General features: G+C 51.1%; 14 protein-coding genes. 2 read left to right on the plus strand and 12 right to left on the minus strand.

What is annotated here, in order from left to right; all coding sequences use genetic code 11:
- Nucleotides 1-114: 114 nt before the first annotated feature.
- The 10 genes from nrdJ to NDK47_RS20200 all read right to left on the minus strand — a co-directional run bounded on the left by nrdJ (nt 115) and on the right by NDK47_RS20200 (nt 13,927).
- Nucleotides 115-2,370, minus strand: a complete 2,256-nt coding sequence (gene nrdJ, locus NDK47_RS20155) for a ribonucleoside-triphosphate reductase, adenosylcobalamin-dependent (protein WP_251871552.1) — start codon at nt 2,368-2,370, stop codon at nt 115-117.
- A 495-nt stretch (nt 2,371-2,865) separates the two neighbouring features.
- Nucleotides 2,866-4,620, minus strand: coding sequence for a pyruvate kinase (gene pyk / locus NDK47_RS20160; RefSeq protein ID WP_251871553.1), 1,755 nt, complete (start codon nt 4,618-4,620; stop codon nt 2,866-2,868).
- Between the two features lie 33 nt (nt 4,621-4,653).
- Complete coding sequence (pfkA, locus tag NDK47_RS20165; protein WP_251871554.1) at nt 4,654-5,613, minus strand: 6-phosphofructokinase; 960 nt, start codon at nt 5,611-5,613, stop codon at nt 4,654-4,656.
- A 220-nt stretch (nt 5,614-5,833) separates the two neighbouring features.
- A complete protein-coding gene (accA, locus tag NDK47_RS20170; RefSeq protein ID WP_251871555.1) occupies nt 5,834-6,790 on the minus strand; it encodes an acetyl-CoA carboxylase carboxyl transferase subunit alpha in 957 nt (318 codons plus the stop codon).
- Between the two features lie 3 nt (nt 6,791-6,793).
- Entirely contained in the window at nt 6,794-7,702 is a 909-nt protein-coding gene (gene accD, locus NDK47_RS20175; protein WP_251871556.1) for an acetyl-CoA carboxylase, carboxyltransferase subunit beta, read from the minus strand.
- Between the two features lie 21 nt (nt 7,703-7,723).
- Nucleotides 7,724-7,906, minus strand: a complete 183-nt coding sequence (locus NDK47_RS20180; protein ID WP_251871557.1) for a glutamate decarboxylase — start codon at nt 7,904-7,906, stop codon at nt 7,724-7,726.
- Between the two features lie 84 nt (nt 7,907-7,990).
- Nucleotides 7,991-8,662 (minus strand): FadR/GntR family transcriptional regulator, encoded by a 672-nt coding sequence (locus NDK47_RS20185; protein ID WP_251871558.1) that lies wholly within the window; start codon nt 8,660-8,662, stop codon nt 7,991-7,993.
- A gap of 92 nt (nt 8,663-8,754) precedes the next feature.
- The gene (locus tag NDK47_RS20190) at nt 8,755-9,999 is read right to left on the minus strand and encodes an NADP-dependent malic enzyme (RefSeq protein ID WP_251871559.1); all 1,245 of its coding nucleotides are present in this window, start codon (nt 9,997-9,999) and stop codon (nt 8,755-8,757) included.
- A 160-nt stretch (nt 10,000-10,159) separates the two neighbouring features.
- Nucleotides 10,160-13,588 (minus strand): DNA polymerase III subunit alpha, encoded by a 3,429-nt coding sequence (locus tag NDK47_RS20195; protein ID WP_251871560.1) that lies wholly within the window; start codon nt 13,586-13,588, stop codon nt 10,160-10,162.
- Nucleotides 13,589-13,834: 246 nt separating this feature from the next.
- Nucleotides 13,835-13,927: a putative holin-like toxin gene (locus NDK47_RS20200; protein ID WP_251871561.1), complete on the minus strand. Its 93-nt coding sequence runs from the start codon at nt 13,925-13,927 to the stop codon at nt 13,835-13,837.
- 181 nt (nt 13,928-14,108) lie between these two features.
- Here NDK47_RS20200 and NDK47_RS20205 point away from each other — a divergent pair, with 181 nt between their 5' ends.
- Both NDK47_RS20205 and NDK47_RS20210 read left to right on the plus strand, forming a co-directional pair.
- A complete protein-coding gene (locus NDK47_RS20205) occupies nt 14,109-14,420 on the plus strand; it encodes a YtpI family protein (protein WP_251871562.1) in 312 nt (103 codons plus the stop codon).
- A gap of 338 nt (nt 14,421-14,758) precedes the next feature.
- A complete protein-coding gene (locus NDK47_RS20210) occupies nt 14,759-15,292 on the plus strand; it encodes a C39 family peptidase (protein ID WP_251871563.1) in 534 nt (177 codons plus the stop codon).
- Between the two features lie 18 nt (nt 15,293-15,310).
- Here the strand turns inward: NDK47_RS20210 and NDK47_RS20215 are convergent, their stop codons facing one another.
- Both NDK47_RS20215 and NDK47_RS20220 read right to left on the minus strand, forming a co-directional pair.
- Nucleotides 15,311-16,066, minus strand: coding sequence for a leucine-rich repeat domain-containing protein (locus NDK47_RS20215; protein ID WP_251871564.1), 756 nt, complete (start codon nt 16,064-16,066; stop codon nt 15,311-15,313).
- 428 nt (nt 16,067-16,494) lie between these two features.
- Complete coding sequence (locus tag NDK47_RS20220) at nt 16,495-17,805, minus strand: DRTGG domain-containing protein (protein WP_251871565.1); 1,311 nt, start codon at nt 17,803-17,805, stop codon at nt 16,495-16,497.
- Nucleotides 17,806-17,927 lie beyond the last annotated feature (122 nt).

Consider the following 17,927-nt stretch of genomic DNA (forward strand, 5'->3'; position numbering starts at 1 on the left):
AAAATGAAAAATTTCTCGAATAACCAGCGCAGCGCATTTCGGGCACCTTGAAAAAGTTATACACAAAAACACCGCAGCATGGTTTACGCTACGGTGTTTGGGCATTCGTTTCTTTTAGCGAATTGGGCAAGCCCCTGTTTCGCATGAGTCTGCTGTCGACAGATCAGAATCCGAGCCACTCTCAAATTGCTGCAAAATGGATGGGTCAAATGGCTTCATGCTCGCCTTTAGCTGCTCGTATTCCTCTTTTGTGCAAGCCTCGTATGGAGCCAACTGATAGGTTCCTCCATCCAACTGCAGGAAGGATACACCCACGAAGTCATCCCAGTTCTGGTAAACGATCTCTTCTACCTCATCCCACTCACCCGGACGCACCGTGATGGTATTTGACGAGTTGTGCTCCGTGTACTCCTTTTGGAAACGGAAATACGTATCGAACTGCCGTTTAACATCGACCTCGTTTTTCGTCTCTTTGGCACCCGAAGCGACCGGGAAGTCAATCACAAGGGTACGGGCATTGGCCATGCGCTCTTCATGTGTCTCACCCGGCGTTCCTACCTCCGGATTTACTGTCCAGCCCAGTGTTTGAACGGCTTTTGCCAACGGGTCTTCGGCGTTGATCCGAATCCGGCGAATGTAGTAAGGCGAGTGGGACCAATGCAGTCCGCTCGATACGCCGCCTGCCACCTGGGACAGGGTTCCCTCCGGTTTGACAGTCGTGACCAGCAGCGGTGAATTGACGCGCAGGTCATACGCATAACGGTCAGCCTCTTCACGCGCTGCGTCGCCCAACAGACGAAGCAGCTCTACTTCCTGAAGTTCGGTATATCCCAGTGAGGCAATCGCATCCTTGACGCCGGTAAGGGAAGTGCCGAGCAGTCTGTCGCGCTGCTGGACAACGTCCCAGTGCGGCAGCTCCAGCGTAACCAGCGTCATCCGCAGTCCGGCGCGGGCTGATTTGCGCTGCGCATCCAAAAGACCGTCCACATCGAGATATTTGGAGCCATCCGGGCTCTCTTTGACGAATTGGACCAGGTTGACCGTAGTCAGATTGCACACCCCGTAGGAGTCCAGCAAAATCTCTGCGCAAGGGTTCAGACCTTCTGCATTTGGACGGCGGCGGTTCGCCTCCTCCAGATTGACAAAGCCAGGTTCCCCTTCCAGCTGCATCATCGTGAATACCAGGTGCAGGAAGTCGCGGCTTGGCTGTTGATTAAAGGCAATCGAGTTGTTGGACATGCGGCGATGATCCAGTCCAAAACGACCGTCGCCTACCTTTTGGATTTGCTCAAACCAGTTTGGCTTTTTCTCGCCCAGCAATTCGCCTACTTTGCGGTGGTGGGTCAGCTGCTCGTCCGTCCAAAAGCCGTTGATGCCGTATTTGGCAAACAGGCACTCGTAATCGTCATGGTCGAACAGGAAAATTTCAGCGGTCCGGCGAACCCCGCCGACTACGACGTTGGCCCCGATCAGATTGCCCATGTCCAGGATGTGGATCGGACGAACCTTGCCGTAGCCCTTTTCATCGATTTCAATCGGCTCCAGGTTGGCATCGATCTGGTTTTTCAGCACTTTGTCGATGCCCTCGAACATTTCGCGAAGCGGCTCATGTCCACTTGCGGTGCCGCCAAAACGCTTCAGGCGCTCTCCTTTGGGACGGACACTGTTGTAGGAGATTTTCACCGTATGGATATTCTCGTACGCCGGGTCAGTTAAAATGGTCAGGTAATGACGGAGGGATTCCACCCAGCCTTCCTTGCTGTCGCCCACGTAAATCTTGGCGTATCCATTTTCCAGCACCTTCAGCTCTGATCGCTCCAGGCGCTGATGAACCGGCAACGGCTTATATTCGGATGATAGCAGGCTCACGTTGGTGCGAATCGGCTTCAACGCTTTTGCCATCTGTTTTGTACACTTGAACCCTACGCCCGTGCCAACCAGCAGCAGGTAGAAAAGGTCGCAGAGATCTTCCCAGGACTTGATGTTCAAAAACGAGCAGTTGAAATTGGCCAGCGGGTACAGATCAGCAACGCCGTTTTCTGCTCCGCCCACCCATAGCGTGCGTCCGGACAGGAATTGTTTCAAGTTGAACATGTTGTCAAACAGACCTTCCGCCTCTTCGCAGAGCTCCTGCAAATTCGGAACAAGACCGATCTTTTGGATATGCTGATACGCCAGCTTCATGTTGTAATCTACGGAACGACGGCAGGTTTCTTTCCATGTTTCACGTCTGCCAAGCTCCGGAATAAAGCGGGAATAGGTGCGATAATATACAAATTGTCCCAATGGATTCATATGTACCGGGAAATCCGGATATTGATCAAGGAATTCATCCCGAATAAACCGGGTCCTTGTTTCTGTTGCCAACATGTCGGTTCCTCCTTCAAAATAGCCAAACTGCATCGAATGGTAACAAACTAAACGTACCGTTCAGCGGTGCAACTCTCTCTTTCTAGTTAACTCCTTTTCCTCAAAAAACTCAATATGATTTTCTACATCTTGTGAGAAAGATTTTTCGACAACACAATATATAGTGTTTTCGCAAAAAAAAGACTTGACAAGCTATTCTTCAAAAAATCGAAAGAGAGTAGCAGAAAATCCAATTCTACCAGATTCTCTTTTGGTTGGTCACCCCTCAAACCTTAGGATTTTCTACCTAAAAACAAAGAAGGGTGACACATTCTCTTCACCCTTCTTTCCACAAATCTAGACATATATTCCTATGGACAACTGAACCAGAGGATTCTCTACCTATACGCTGGTCGTTGAACTCTGTCTGAAGGCACAAGAAAGAGAGGGGGCCTGTTTTTGACCCTCTCCCTTTTCCTGGTATTTCCTCAGATAGGCAAAAGCTGAATCCGTCAGCTACAGCACCCGTGCATGCCCTGTGTAGATATGGCCGCGTTCGGGATCTACCGTGATGATCTGGCCATCTTTTATCAGGTCCGTCACTTTAGGCACTCCGACAATCACAGGAACATTGAGGTTCAATCCCACGATGGAGGCATGAGACGTAAGTCCCCCCTCCTCCGTGATCACAGCTCCTGCTTTTTCAAAGGCAGTGATCATCTCCGAATCGGTGCCCAGCATGACCAGGATGCTTCCCTCTTCTGTCTTGGCCAACGCTTCTGCGGCAGAGCGGGCCACGACGGCCTTCCCCGTTACCACTTTGCGGCCAATTCCTTGCCCTTTGGCCACAATATCGCCAATTACATGGACTTTGATCAGGTTGGTCGTCCCTACTTCTCGAACCGGTACGCCTGCCGTAATCACGACGAGATCGCCATGACGCACGAAGCCTGCCTGCAGCGACTGCTGTACGGAGAGCTCCAGCATTTCATCAGTAGTATTGGCGACAGGCCCCAGTACAGGGTAAACCCCGTTGACCAAGGCAAGGCGGCGCATGACATCTTCATTGGGCGTCACAGCCACGATTGGCGCTTTGGGACGATACTTGGACACCATGCGCGCCGTATGACCGCTTTCGGTTGCCGTAATCACGGCCGCCGCATTCAGATCAAGCGCAGCGTTGGCCACTGCCTGGCTGATCGCATCAGTGATTGTCACCTGTCTTTGGATCGCATGACTGTAGAGAATTTCACGGTAGTTCAGCTCTTGTTCCGCTCTGAGCGCGATTCGGTTCATGGTCTCTACCGACTCGACTGGATATTTGCCCGCAGCCGTTTCTCCAGATAGCATGATCGCATCGGTGCCGTCAAAAATCGCATTCGCGACGTCGCTTGCCTCTGCACGCGTCGGACGCGGGTTGCGCTGCATCGAATCAAGCATCTGGGTCGCCGTAATAACCGGTTTGCCCAGATCATTGCATTTTTTGATCAGTTTTTTCTGCACCAACGGCACTTCTTCCGCCGGGATTTCTACACCCAAATCGCCGCGGGCCACCATCGTTCCGTCAGCGACAGCCAAAATCTCATCGACGTTGTCAACGCCTTCCTGATTTTCAATCTTGGCGATAATATCGATCTTGACCTTGTGACGCTCCAGAATTTCACGGATCTCCAGGATGTCGGATGCTTTGCGGACAAAGGAAGCCGCAATAAAATCAACACCCTGCTCGATACCGAACTCAATATCTTGTGCATCTTTCTCGGTAATTCCCGGCAGATTGATTTTAACGCCTGGCACGTTTACCCCTTTTTTGCTCTTCAGAACACCGCCGTTTTTAATATCGCAGAGAATGTCATTTCCCTTCACTTCGACTACCGTCAAGCCAATCAAGCCATCATCGATCAGAATCGTGTCTCCCGATTTGACGTCGTTTGGCAAATCCGCGTAGGTAATGGAGACGCGTTCAGCCGTACCGGCGATCTCTTCCGTCGTCAGCGTAATTTGCTCTCCTTCTACCAGTTCTACCGCATCCACCGCAAGAGAACCGGTACGGATTTCCGGGCCTTTGGTATCCAAAAGAATGGCGACCTGTTTTCCGGTGATCTCGCAAGCCTCGCGGATGTTGACGATCCGGGCGGCGTGTTCTTCGTGGGAGCCGTGTGAAAAGTTGAGGCGGGCCACGTTCATTCCTGCTTGAATCAGTTTGACCAGAGTTTCTACGGATTCACTGGCGGGTCCAATAGTACATACGATTTTCGCTTTGCGCAACAAAAGAAGTCCCTCCTAGTCAATGTACTTCCGCTCTTAGATGGAGAGCGTGCGTGCCAATTGATAAATAGATAAGTCCAAATGATGTTTCTGCGACAATGCTTCCTGGAAATCGACATCCACAATCTCATTATTTCGAATGCCCACCATGCGATCTCTTTTTCCTTCCAGCAGCAAATCAACGGCTGCTGCTCCCATCCGGCTGGCGAGCATGCGGTCAAAAGCAGTCGGAGAACCTCCGCGCTGGATATGTCCTAGAACAGTGACACGCGTCTCCAGTCCGGTCATCTTTTTGATCTCTTCCGCATAGTGGGAGGCACTGCCTACCCCTTCTGCCACGATGATGATCGTGTGTTTTTTGCCCCGGCGATGCCCGGCTTCCAGGCGCTCAACGATATCATTCATGTCGTTGTCTGCCTCCGGGATGAGAATCGACTCCGCTCCGGCTGCCAGACCCGACCACAGGGCTAAATCCCCTGCATCCCGTCCCATGACCTCGATGATGTACGTGCGCTCGTGCGAGGTGGCCGTATCCCTGATCTTGTCGATGGCATCAACCACGGTATTCAGCGCCGTGTCAAAGCCGATGGTAAAATCGGTGCAAGGAATATCGTTGTCGATGGTTCCCGGGACGCCAATCGTCGCCACGCCTTTTTCCGAAATCTTTTGGGCACCACGGAAGGAACCGTCTCCTCCGATGACGATCAGTCCTTCGATTCCGCGTCTCTTCAACTGATCGATTGCTTTTTGTTGTCCCGTTTCGGTTTTGAATTCTTCACTGCGGGCAGAGTATAGAATCGTCCCGCCGCGATGGATAATATCCCCTACGGAGCCAAGTGACATCTCCTGGATGTCTCCGTACATCAACCCTTCATACCCGTGATACACGCCGTACATTTGAATCCCATGGAAAGCGGCACGCCTGACTGCTGCACGTACGGCAGCGTTCATGCCGGGCGCATCTCCGCCGCTGGTCAAAACCGCAATTTTTTGCATGGAAAACCACCTCGCCATTCTGTCCGTCATTAGGATGCCTTGAAACGAAAACAGTATGTACCATATGCCCTTTTCAACACTCTGTATCAGTGCAAAACAGATATCTGTTACACCAACCAAAGCAATGTGACATACTGTTAGAAAGATCTGACAAGTCTCGACTTCGTATACGATTGTATCAGATTCCACCGCAAGAAAAAAGAAAAAAACGCCCCCCATTTTAAAGGGAAGCGTACTGGCCAATCTGTTTAAATTTCTCATACCTGTCCTGTATCAGTTCATCCTCACTCAAATGCGAGAGCTGTTCCAGTCCCTCTAGCAGCTTGGCCTTTACGAGCGCAGCCTGAAGGGACATATCGCGATGGGCACCGCCAAACGGTTCCTCAATGATTCCGTCAATCACACCCAGCTCCTTCAGATCAGGAGCGGTGATCTTCATAGACTCCGCCGCGCGCATCGCCAGGCTGGCGTCTCTCCAGAGAATCGCCGCAGCGCTCTCCGGCGCAATTACGGAGTAATAGGAATTCTCCAGCATATAGACTCGATTGCCCACGCCGATGGCAATGGCGCCGCCGCTTCCGCCCTCGCCAATCACGACGCAGAGAACGGGCACGCGAAATCTCGCCATCTCCAGGAGATTTCTTGCGATCGCTTCGCTTGGTCCCCTCTCTTCCGCTGCTTTCCCCGGATATGCCCCCGAGGTGTTGATAAAGCAGATGATCGGCCGGCCAAATTTGTCAGCTTGCTTCATGATGCGAAGCGCCTTGCGGTACCCTTCTGGGTGAGCCATTCCAAAATTGCGCTTGATATTGTCTTTGGTATCTTTTCCTTTTTGATGGCCGACGATGGTTACCGGTCTTCCATCCAAATTGGCAATTCCCCCGACGATTGCCAGGTCGTCGCCAAACAATCGGTCACCGTGCACTTCTATAAAATCAGTAAAAATATGTTGAATATAGTCCAATGTGGTGGGCCGTTCGGGGTGACGCGCGAGCTGTACGCGCTGCCACGGGGTCAGGCTGCCATAGATTTGCTCGGCCAGATCTTTTGCCTTTTGCTCCAAGCGTGCGACCTCGTCAGAGAAGTCGATTCCTTTTTCCTCTGTAAACCTGCGAAGCTCCTTGATCTTATCCTGCAACTCCACTAATGGTTTCTCAAAGGGAAGCTCGTTTGCCATAATCTATACTCCCTCCCCAGTCGTGTGCATCTCAACCAGCTTCATGAGTGTGGAGCGCATGTCCCTCCGATGCACAACCATGTCGAGTTGGCCGTGGTTCAGCAGGAATTCGGCTGTCTGAAAATCCTTTGGCAGCTCCTGCCGAATGGTTTGCTCAATCACACGTCTGCCGGCAAAGCCGATCATCGCACCCGGCTCGGCAATATTGTAATCGCCAAGGGAAGCAAAGCTGGCAGTAACACCGCCATAGGTCGGGTTGGTCAATACGGAAATATACAGAAGCCCTTCTCGATCAAGCTTCGCCAGGGCCGCGCTTGTTTTCGCCATCTGCATCAGGCTGAGCGTGCCTTCCTGCATCCGCGCCCCGCCGGAAGCGGAGAACAGAATAAACGGAAGTCTCCGTTCAATCGCCCGCTCGATCGCGCGGGTAATTTTTTCGCCGACGACCGAACCCATGCTGGCCATGCGAAAGCGGGAATCCATCACGCCAAGGACAATCCGCTTGCCTCCCAGAAGCCCTTCACCGGTGATGATTGCTTCTTTGAGATTGGTCGCTTCCATATCTTTCTCCAGCTTTTCCATATAGCCCGGAAAGCCGAGGGGATTTGTCGTTACGATGTCCGTATCAAATTCCTCAACCAGTCCACCGTCGTCCAACAGGGCCGAAATACGCTCAGGAGCTGACATTGAAAAATGAAACTGGCATCCCTTGCAGACGAGCAGATTCTTCTCCAGGTCCTTGGAGTAGTGAATTGTTCCGCAGTGGGGGCACTTGTTCATCAGTCCCTCTGGTACTTCTTTACCTTTTGTCACAACCTCGCTCGCGCTGCTCGCAGCAGAAGTGCTTCGCGAAATCGTTTCCGAGGGGACTGTAGCAAATTTGCGTTTTTTTCCAAATAGATCCTTAAGCACAGTTACACCTCACTCTTCTCTTCAGTGAAGGATCGTGCCGAGTACTTCCTGGACTTCGAGTACTTCGCTCTCGGGGACGAGAATCTCGTACTGCTTGGAGACCTTCGCCTCGCGAACCTTTACCAGGAATCCTTCATCTGTCAATCGTTGCTGTATCCGTTCCGCGATTTTTTCGCTGGGAGCGATATAGATGACCGTCCACATGGTGGCTTCCTCCTTGATCGTCCAATACAGGTCTGCATCATCATATCACAGCCTCAGCAACTGCCGCAAATAGGGCCGGAGATGTCAAAGCTTTGAATTTTCCAGATGCTCTCTCATACGTTCTACAGCCTTTTCCTCGTCTCCTGCCCGAATGGCTTCCATAATTTGGCGATGTTCTACCAAAGCAGAACGGGCGCGCCCCTCTCGAGCCAATGATTCGATGCGAACGGAATTACTGTACTCTACCAGCGGTGCCCAGATCCGGTGCAGAATTGAGTTGCGGCTGGAACGACAGATTACGCGGTGAAACTGATAGTCTTCCTCCGCAGGGATCTCCCCTTGGGCCACCTTTTCCTCGGCTGCGGCAAGGATTCGTTCCATTTCCTCAAAGTGCTTTTCCGTAGCCCTGCGACAAGCCATCCGAACGGCATCCAGCTCCAGCACTTTTCGCATTTCGATCAAATCTTTTTTCGTTTTGTAATCACGGAGAATAAAAAAGCCGAGAATATCAATCAACCGATTGTGACGATAATGCTTTAAAAAGGTGCCTTCCCCTCTGCGGGTCTCGATCAAGCCGAGCAGTTCCAGGGCACGCAGCGCTTCCCGCACAGACGAGCGGCCTGCTCCCAGCTGTTCAGACAACTCCCGCTCAGAGGGCAGCTTGTCACCGGGACGCAAGTTTTTCTCCTGAACGATTTCGTGGATTTGCAGGAGAATGCCTTCGTACACTTTTTTTTCCTGTAACGAATCAAGCATCCTGAAGCTCCTCCTCCCAGATGGCCTTCCGTGAAGCACCCTCCAAGGAGCATTGCTGTTCCCGGAGGGTGTTCGTCAATGAATGCGGCCGATTACACTTTTTGATAGGAAATGGCGGTGAGTCTTGCTGTTTTTTCGCGAACCTCTTCTGGATCGACTGTGATTCTCGCCAATCCGGAATCCATCGCTGCTTTGGCTACGGCTGCGGCTACCTGCGGAGCTACACGCGGGTCGAACGGTCCCGGAATCACTTTGTCAGCAGACAGCTCTTCTTCCGAAATGAGATCGGCGATCGCGTAAACAGCAGCCAGCTTCATCTCTTCGTTGATGCATGTCGCACGCGTATCCAGCGCCCCGCGGAAGATGCCCGGGAAAGCCAGTACGTTGTTTACCTGGTTCGGGAAGTCGGAACGGCCTGTACCGATGACAGCCGCACCAGCTGCTTTGGCCTCTTCCGGCATGATCTCCGGAGTCGGGTTGGCCATGGCGAAAATGATCGCATCGCGATTCATGGTTTTTACCATTTCTTGTGTCACAGCTCCTGCTACGGAAACGCCGATAAACACGTCTGCGCCTTTCATGGCATCGGCCAGATTGCCTTCCAGTTTGTCGCGGTTGGTGATCTTGGCCATTTCTTCTTTGATCGGGTTCATGCCGAAAGGACGACCTTCGTACACAATCCCTTTAGTGTCGCACATGATAACGTCTTTTACGCCCATGGACAGAAGCAGCTTGATGATCGCAATACCTGCCGCACCAGCACCGTTGGCAACGACGCGGATGTCTTCCAGCTTCTTGTTCACCACGCGCAGCGCATTGATCAGACCGGCAGCCGTTACAATCGCTGTTCCATGCTGGTCGTCGTGAAAAATCGGAATCGTGGTTTCGCGCTTCAGGCGCTCTTCGATCTCGAAGCAGGCAGGAGCCGCGATATCCTCCAGGTTTACCCCGCCGAACGTTGGCTCAAGCAGCTTTACCGTTTCCACGATTTTGTCCACATCAGTGGTATTGAGGCAGATCGGGAATGCATCTACACCAGCAAAGGATTTGAACAGAACCGCCTTGCCCTCCATTACAGGCATGGCAGCCTCAGGACCGATATTGCCCAGACCGAGCACAGCGGTGCCATCGCTGACAACAGCTACGAGGTTCCCCTTCATGGTGTAGTCGTATACTTTCGATTTGTCATCAAAAATTTCCTTGCAAGGCTCTGCTACCCCTGGCGAATAAGCCAGACTGAGGTCACGCGCATTGCGTACAGGCACCTTGGTGACAGCCTCTAATTTCCCCTGATGCTTTCTGTGAAGTTCCAGTGATTCCTCTCGCAAGTTGGACACAATAACCACTCCATTCATCAATGTTATGTATGTTTTTTAGGAATTATCTATACTGAACCAGCGCTTAGTGGTCAGACCACTTTTTTAATTATGTTTTCATTATAGCAAAACGCGTAATCCTGTAAACCCGCCGAAATCGTCAAAAAAGGGAGGACATTGGTCATCCTCCCCCGTTTATGGGCAATTCTTTTTGAATTACGCTGTCACGTCCCACAATTTCTCGCGCTAGCTCCAAAAATGACTCATTTACCTCTACCCGAATCGAATCGGGTAGGCGAATTGTCTGTCTTTTTCCTTCGTAATACAATACAACAGGAATCGTTCCCCTTTTTTCGACAAACAGTCTCTGCAAACTGTGCAGGGTCGAATCCTGCTCCTGCTGTGGCGATATTTTGACAAACAGGACCGGCTCCATTTCCGGTTTGGGTAGCAGCGAGGCGTCCCAAAAGCGGTTGGCGATCAGCTTTACCGCATCATCCTGGCGGTCGACCCGCGCTTCAGCCACGACCACCTGCTCTGTATTCAACAGTTCGGCATACTTGGCAAACACTTTGGGAAACACAACCGTCTCTACCTGTGCCGTCTTATCCTCCAGCTGAAGAAACACCATTGGCTCCCCTTTCTTCGTCTGGATGCGCTTCTGGTGGGTGATCATGCCCACTACCTTTACGTTCTGTTCGCGGGCACACTCCGGCAAGCTGGCAACGGAATGCACCTCCGGACGGTTGAACAGATGAGCATACTGGTCGAGCGGATGGCCGGACAGGTAAACTCCAAGCAGCTCGCGCTCTTCCTTTAGCTGCTGGACGTGGGAAAAGGGCGGCACCTCTGGGTATTCCGCTGGCTGGCGCACCGGATCAACCGCCGTATCTGCGGCGAAAAGATTAAGCTGATCCGCATCGCGCTCGCTTCTTTTGCCTGTCGCTTTGCCCATCGCTTCATCCAGCAGGACCATCTGTTGACTGCGATGCCCCGGCAGTCCGTCCAGCGCACCGCAGAGAATCAGGGATTCGACGACCCTCCTGTTGACCAACCTGCCGTCTACCCGCGCGCAAAAGTCGAATAGATCTCGGTATGGTCTACTTTTCCGCTCCCGTACGATCGATTCAATGGCTCCATAGCCGACGTTTTTTACCGCGGCAAGTCCAAAGCGGATCGCATCCCGGCTGACTGTGAAAACGGCCTCGCTTTCATTGACGTCGGGCGGCAAAATTTGCAGATGCAGACGGCGGGCTTCCTCCGTGTACTCGGCAATTCTCGTCTGACTGCCGATGGAAAGTGAAAGCAAGGCAGCCATAAAAGCGAGCGGATGGTTGGCTTTCAGATAAGCCATCTGGTAGGAAATCATCCCGTATGCGACGGAATGCGCCTTGGGAAATCCGTAATCGGCAAAACGGACAATCAAATCATAAATTTCATGCCCCAGCTTTTCTCCGTAACCCTGTCGTACACAGCCAGCAACGAACTTTTCCCGCTGCTCTGCGAGTAGTTCGCGCTTTTTCTTTCCAACCGCTCGCCGCAAAATATCGGCCTCTCCCATGCTGAAGCCGGCCAGCTTTGAGGCAATCAGCAAGATATGCTCCTGATAGATCATGAAGCCATGCGTTTCACTGAGAATCGGCTCCAGATCGGGATGGGCGTACTCGACAGGACTCTCTTTGTGCTTGGCCCGGATGTACTGTGGAATGATCTCCATCGGTCCGGGTCGGTACAGGGCAAGTACGGCGATGATGTCATCCAGGACTGTCGGCTTCAAATCCCTCAGGACATGGCGAAAACCGGCTGATTCCAATTGAAAGACTCCCGTCGTCTCTCCGCGCGTTAGCATTTGAAACGTCTTGGCGTCATCGGTCGGGATGTTCTCCAGATCCACCTCTACACCCGATTGGTGCAAATGGCGCAACGCTTCCTGGATGATCGTCAGGTTCCTGAGACCGAGAAAATCCATCTTCAAAAGCCCGATCTCTTCCAGGTCCTCCATCGGAAACTGAGTCAATGCCAGTCCCTCACTGCCTGTCTGCAACGGCACATAATGGGTCAACGGCTCAGGTGCGATGACGACTCCTGCCGCATGGGTGGAAGCATGGCGGGGCAGCCCCTCCACACCTTTGGCCGTCTCGATCAATTGACGAGCCTGCGCATTTTCCGCACACAGTTTGTCCAAATCGGGATTCAGCTCGAAAGCTTTGGCAATCGTCATCCCCGGCGACTGCGGAATCATTTTGGCGACACGGTCAATAAGTCCGAGCGACAGCCCCAGCGCTCTTCCCGTATCGCGCACGGCAGCACGGGCAGCCATCGTGCCAAAGGTGATAATCTGGGCCACGCGATCACGTCCGTATTTATCCGCGACGTACCGAATCACTTCATCACGCCGTTCCACCGAGAAGTCAATATCGATATCGGGCATCGTCACCCGCTCGGGATTGAGGAACCTTTCAAAGAGAAGGTTGTACTTTATCGGATCGACATTGGTGATTTTGAGTGCGTAGGCGACCAGACTGCCTGCTGACGACCCACGTCCCGGTCCGGTCGGTATCTCCTGTTCATGAGCAAAGCGCATGAAGTCCCACACAATGAGAAAGTAATCGGTGAAACCGGTCCGGGTGATGATGGAAAGCTCGTGATCCAGCCGCTCCCTGATCTCAGGCGTAATCGTTCCATACCGTTCAAGACAGCCCTGCTCGCACAGCTCGCGCAAGTAATTCGTCGGTTCCAGTCCGTCAGCCAGCGGATATTTCGGCAAAATATGACGTCCAAACGACAATTCCCAGTTGCACCGCTCTGCAATCCCCACAGTATTGGCCAGAGCCTCGGGAGCGTACGCAAACAGCTGAGTCATCTCCTCCCCGCTTTTCAAGTAATACTGGTCGGTTTCGTAGCGGAAGCGGTTTTCTTCATCCACCGTTTTCCCCTCGCCAATCGCAAGCAGGATGTCATGTTCACGATGCTCATTGCGGTCTACATAATGTACATTGTTGGTCACTACAAGCGGCAGACCTGTTTCTTGGCCCAGTCGAAGCAGCCGCTGGTTGAGCCGCCGCTCACGCTCTACACCGTGATCCTGCAGCTCCAGATAAAAATGATCAGGTCCGTAAATATCGCGGTACCACAGCGCTGCCTGCTTTGCACCCACGGCATCACCCGCCAGAAGAAGGCGAGCCACCTCGCCTTCCAGACAGCCGCTGAGCGCGATCAGGCCGTCCGCGTGTTTGGCCAGTATTTCTTTATTTAATCGGGGCAGGATAAAATGGCCATCGGTACCTGCAATCGTAGCCAGCTTCAGCAGATTTGCGTAACCGATGCTGTTTTCCGCCAGCAAGACCAGATGGGAGGGGGGTGGCGCATTTCTCACCCGATCCTGAAGGTTTCCTTCGATTACGTAAACCTCCATCCCGATGATCGGCTTGATTCCCGCCTGCTGACATGCCTTGTAAAAAGGGACTGCCGCGTAAAGATTGGCGTGATCTGTGATAGCCAGGGCTTTCATCCCCAGCTCCGCAGCGCGCTTTACCAGCTCCTCCACTCGTGCCGCCCCGTCCAGCAGACTGTATTCCGTATGCACATGCAAATGCACAAAGGGGGTCATTTCCATTCTCCCTCTCTTGCGTTTCCGTTGTCTTTTTTCTTCTCCTCCATTATACCGCATGCGGCTGGAGTTACGATGGCAAACCACTTTCTCACGGCTCGCCGTCTTTACATTCCTGGATGTCACAGGTATAGTGAAAGAAAAGGACCGAAGCGTTGCAGCGCTCCGGTCGTGTACAACTGGTGCCCGCAGAGGAGCGGCCCGCCGGGGAAGTAGCCCGCTTGTCAGGATGGACAAAGGTGTGGGCTACTTCTTTTTATTGCCTGTATCATGGGTGACGAGTAATACGACGAGGGAACCGAAAGACAGCATCAGACTGATCGCTTCGAAAACAGTCAACGCATCACCCCCTTTCATGCGGAAGTGGGGTGAGCACGCTGCCCCTGGTAAGCTGTCCAGATTGTACAAGAAAATTATACCACAAAGTATAACCAGAACAAACATTCGTATTCCGAATTTGACCTGATTTGCAATCTTTAGTAGGATAATCCTAGATTTAAAGAGAGGATGGAATCCATTCATGTGGTTTGCTACCTATATGACGGGTGTAGTCGCTTCGCTGGTCGCCAGTGTTTATTTCAGTGTGACAGCCCGCCAGCGAGGCATTCACCCGCTCGCTTCCCGGATGACACTGGGCAAAATGAATATCTCACTTGGTGTTTTGGTCTCTTTGTTTGGATTGAATCAGCTTTTTTTCGACGATTTGGACAAGATCCGCATCGTCGTCGGACTGTTGCTTCTGTTTGTCGGTGTTATGAATCTGGTGCTCGGCACACGCAATTATTTGCGCTACCGTACAGCTTGGCAGGCCGAAGTGAAAAAAAGCTCCTAACCTGTAATGGATCGAGCTTTTTCGCAGGGTGGGGAATCATTTTCCTACAATGGCAACTGTTTTTTCTGGCTAAACGATTTTTGCTTGCGCTATAATGAGCGTGTGTGACATACTATTGCTTCAGACAACCCGAGTGCTGTGCCGACGGTTGTCCTTTTTTATTTCCCGAGGACTACATAACGGATTGCAGGACATCAAACCACATCTGTTTCCACTCAACTCTCCTCCTGAAAAAAAATTGCTCAAAAAATTCTGTTTTGGTTGTTATTGTAATCACCATTTTACCTTTATTGATGAAAGCGTTATAACGCTAACCTAAAAATTGAGGAGAATGAGTGATGGCATCAAAAATGTTTCGTGCAAATCTTGGCATTAGCCCGTTTTATCAATGTGGGCAGTCGTGGTCATCAGAGAAAACAAGTTGCGGTAAAACCATGTGTGAGGAAGGATGTTATATTACCTCGGCGGCTATGGTGTTAACCTATAACGGTTATAATGTCGATCCGGGAACGTTGAGAAATGCAATTAAACCGTATGATTGCCCGATTGACTTTTCAGTCGTTGCAACTAGGTACCGATTAAAATATACCAGGGTGGATAAAAACTTTGAAAAAATCAGAGCAGATATATTTGATTATCTTTATTATTCGGATACCCCGGTAATGATCGGAGTCTCTGGTTCTAACACACACATGGTTGTAGCCCAGGGTTTTTCAGGAACATTGAGTATTGATCCTGATGGAAATCCCAATTATTCGGAGATTACACCCAGCATGATTCTTGTCAACGATCCTGGTAGTAAAAACAGAACGACATTGGCGCAGGTACTAACTTCGTACCCAACGGTAACTGGATACCGTATTTTAGAGTAAAAGTCCCATCAGGGGCTTTTACTCTACTTCCAAAATAGTTTGTTCGGATATTTTCAAATCCTTGTGTCCAGACAGCAGGTGAACATCTTTTACTTCCTTTTTACTCAACAGTAGGTATTTCAAGCCTGGTACACTCACGAGAGGTTTTACTGACGTTACTTTAGTATCTCGTATATCAAGATACGTCAGTGTCTGCAGGTTCTCCAAAGCTGTAAGATCAGAAACATCCGTTTCCATCAACAGTAACCGTTCTAAATGCGGCAATTCCTGTACAACGCCAATGTCACGTACCGGGTTGTTGATAACAGCCAAGTATGTTAGGTTTTGCAATGTGCTGACGGAAGTTATATCTTGGATTTGATTATTACTTATTGTCAACATTTTCAGTGAAGGAAGGTTCTTCACGAAATCCAAATTTTCCAGATGAACATCAGATATCGTTAAAGAAGACAAGTTCTTCGGAAATTTTATTTGTGCGATATTCTCCACTTCAACCCCGCTTAATTCCAATGATTGTAAATTGGTCATTTTTTGCAAAAACTCCATTTGAATTGCATTTTTATCCTGGTCATCGAACATCTCTGCACTAAGAAAAAGGTGCTCCACCTTACTATAATCTTCTTCTATAAGAGTAGAAATGTCCTTTTTCAAGTTTTCTGCGATAGCCTCCACAACCTTTTTGGGTACATGTTCAAAAGTCGACTGGAGATCATTTGACGGTGAACAGGCATTAAAAAAAATACAACTCAGTATAATCAACACCTTGTTTTTCAAGACGTTTACCTCCCGTTTATACCATTTTATGTAAATTACTTATCTATAGGACGCATCAAGCTAATGTAAAGTTACATCAAACAAATCAGGGCGCAGGGTTATGCCTTTTTTATTTACCTTTTTGTGGAAACCCGTTCCCATATTGAATGAGATATCGATTTCGTCATCAAATCTGAATGCATGTCTGCGTCTGCGAGCAACGGCCGGATCGAAGAGATTCTTCCCGGCTACGCGAAGAAGCATGTTCCCCTGCATGCGACTGTGGAGCCCTACCCAGCGGAGGGGGCATTCGCGGGAAAAAGAAGCGCAACCTCTGAATCAACCTCGAAGCAAGCTCAAGCGTAGAACAGAAAAAAGCTGGGCAAAATCCCCAGCTTTTTCTTTGCAAATGTATCCATTTCATCTATAAGCGAGTGAGGCAATATGTTTCACCGATCAATAATCTGCGCAGACACCATCGCCTGCCCGACCAGAAGCTCCCCCTGGTAGACTGACACTTCCACCTTTCCGAAGCGGCGGCTGATATCCAGCAAGCGCGGCTTCACGTGGATCTTGCTTTCCATCTGCACGGGCTTCAAAAAGTAGACCGTAATGTTTTCCGGCACCATATCCGCACGCCGGTGATTTCTCAGCAAATTGCACCCAACCTCCGCCATTACGGTTGTCATGATGCCGCTTGCCATCGTTCCCAGATGGTTGGTCATCTGCGGTGTAACCTCACCGGTGTAGACCAGGTCTTCCCCCTGCCGCTCCTCGCGGAAATGCGACATGATGAGATTGGGGAACGTCTCGCTCATCTGCGGCTGCTTGGCCGTGTATTGCAGAGCTTTCAACACATCGTTCCGGCTCAGCACCCCGACCAGCTTGCGTCCATTGTCCACGACGGGGAGCAGCTCGATGCCCTCCCACACCATCGTGTGCGCAGAGGAAGCAACGGAGACACGCGGCGAGCTGGTAATCGGATTTTTCGTCATTACTTTTTCTACAAGCGCGGTTTGATCATGACCGATGATATCCTTCGAGGTCACGATCCCGATCAGCCGCATCTGTTCATCTACGACCGGAAAACGCGTCTCATGGTACAGCTCGGTGTATTGATGCCATTTGGCAACGGGATCGGAGGCAAGCAGCACAGGCGTTTCGGCCAACGGCTTGAGTATATCCTCTACCATGACGATCTCTTTTTTGATCAGCCGGTCGTAGATCGCCCGGTTAATCATCGAGGCCACAGTAAATGTATCGTAGCTGGACGAGATGATCGGCAGAGCAAGACGATCGGCCAGCTGCTTAATCTCTTCACTGGTGTCAAACCCGCCCGTAATCAGTACGGCTGCTCCCTGCTGCAGGGCGATTTTATGCGCTTGAAAGCGATTCCCGACCAGCAGCAGACTGCCCGCGTCAATGTAGCGCATCATCGCTTCCAGCTGCATCGCTCCAATGACGAATTTATTCAGTGTCTTGTGCAGCCCCTCGCGACCGCCAAGTACATGGCCGTCCACGATATTGACTACTTCGGCAAAGGTTAACCGTTCAATATTTTCTTTCTGCTTTTTTTCAATCCGCACGGTACCGACGCGTTCGATCGTACTGACGTAGCCCTGCGTCTCCGCCTCCTTGATGGCGCGGTAAGCGGTTCCCTCACTCACATCTAGGTCTTTGGCGATCTGGCGTACCGATATTTTAGAGCCAATTGGCAATTTGTCTATATATTGAAGGATTTGCTCATGTTTGGTTGCCATGCTTCTAGTGCCCCCCTCCCCTTTCTTCAGGCCTTCCGTGATTCCGGTCTCTTGCATCAATATACCCGAAGGACGGGCAAAAAAAAAGGGTAGCTTTTCGGCTACTCCGGCAGAAAGTATAT

The organism is Brevibacillus ruminantium, from assembly GCF_023746555.1.
Lineage (GTDB): Bacteria > Bacillota > Bacilli > Brevibacillales > Brevibacillaceae > Brevibacillus > Brevibacillus ruminantium.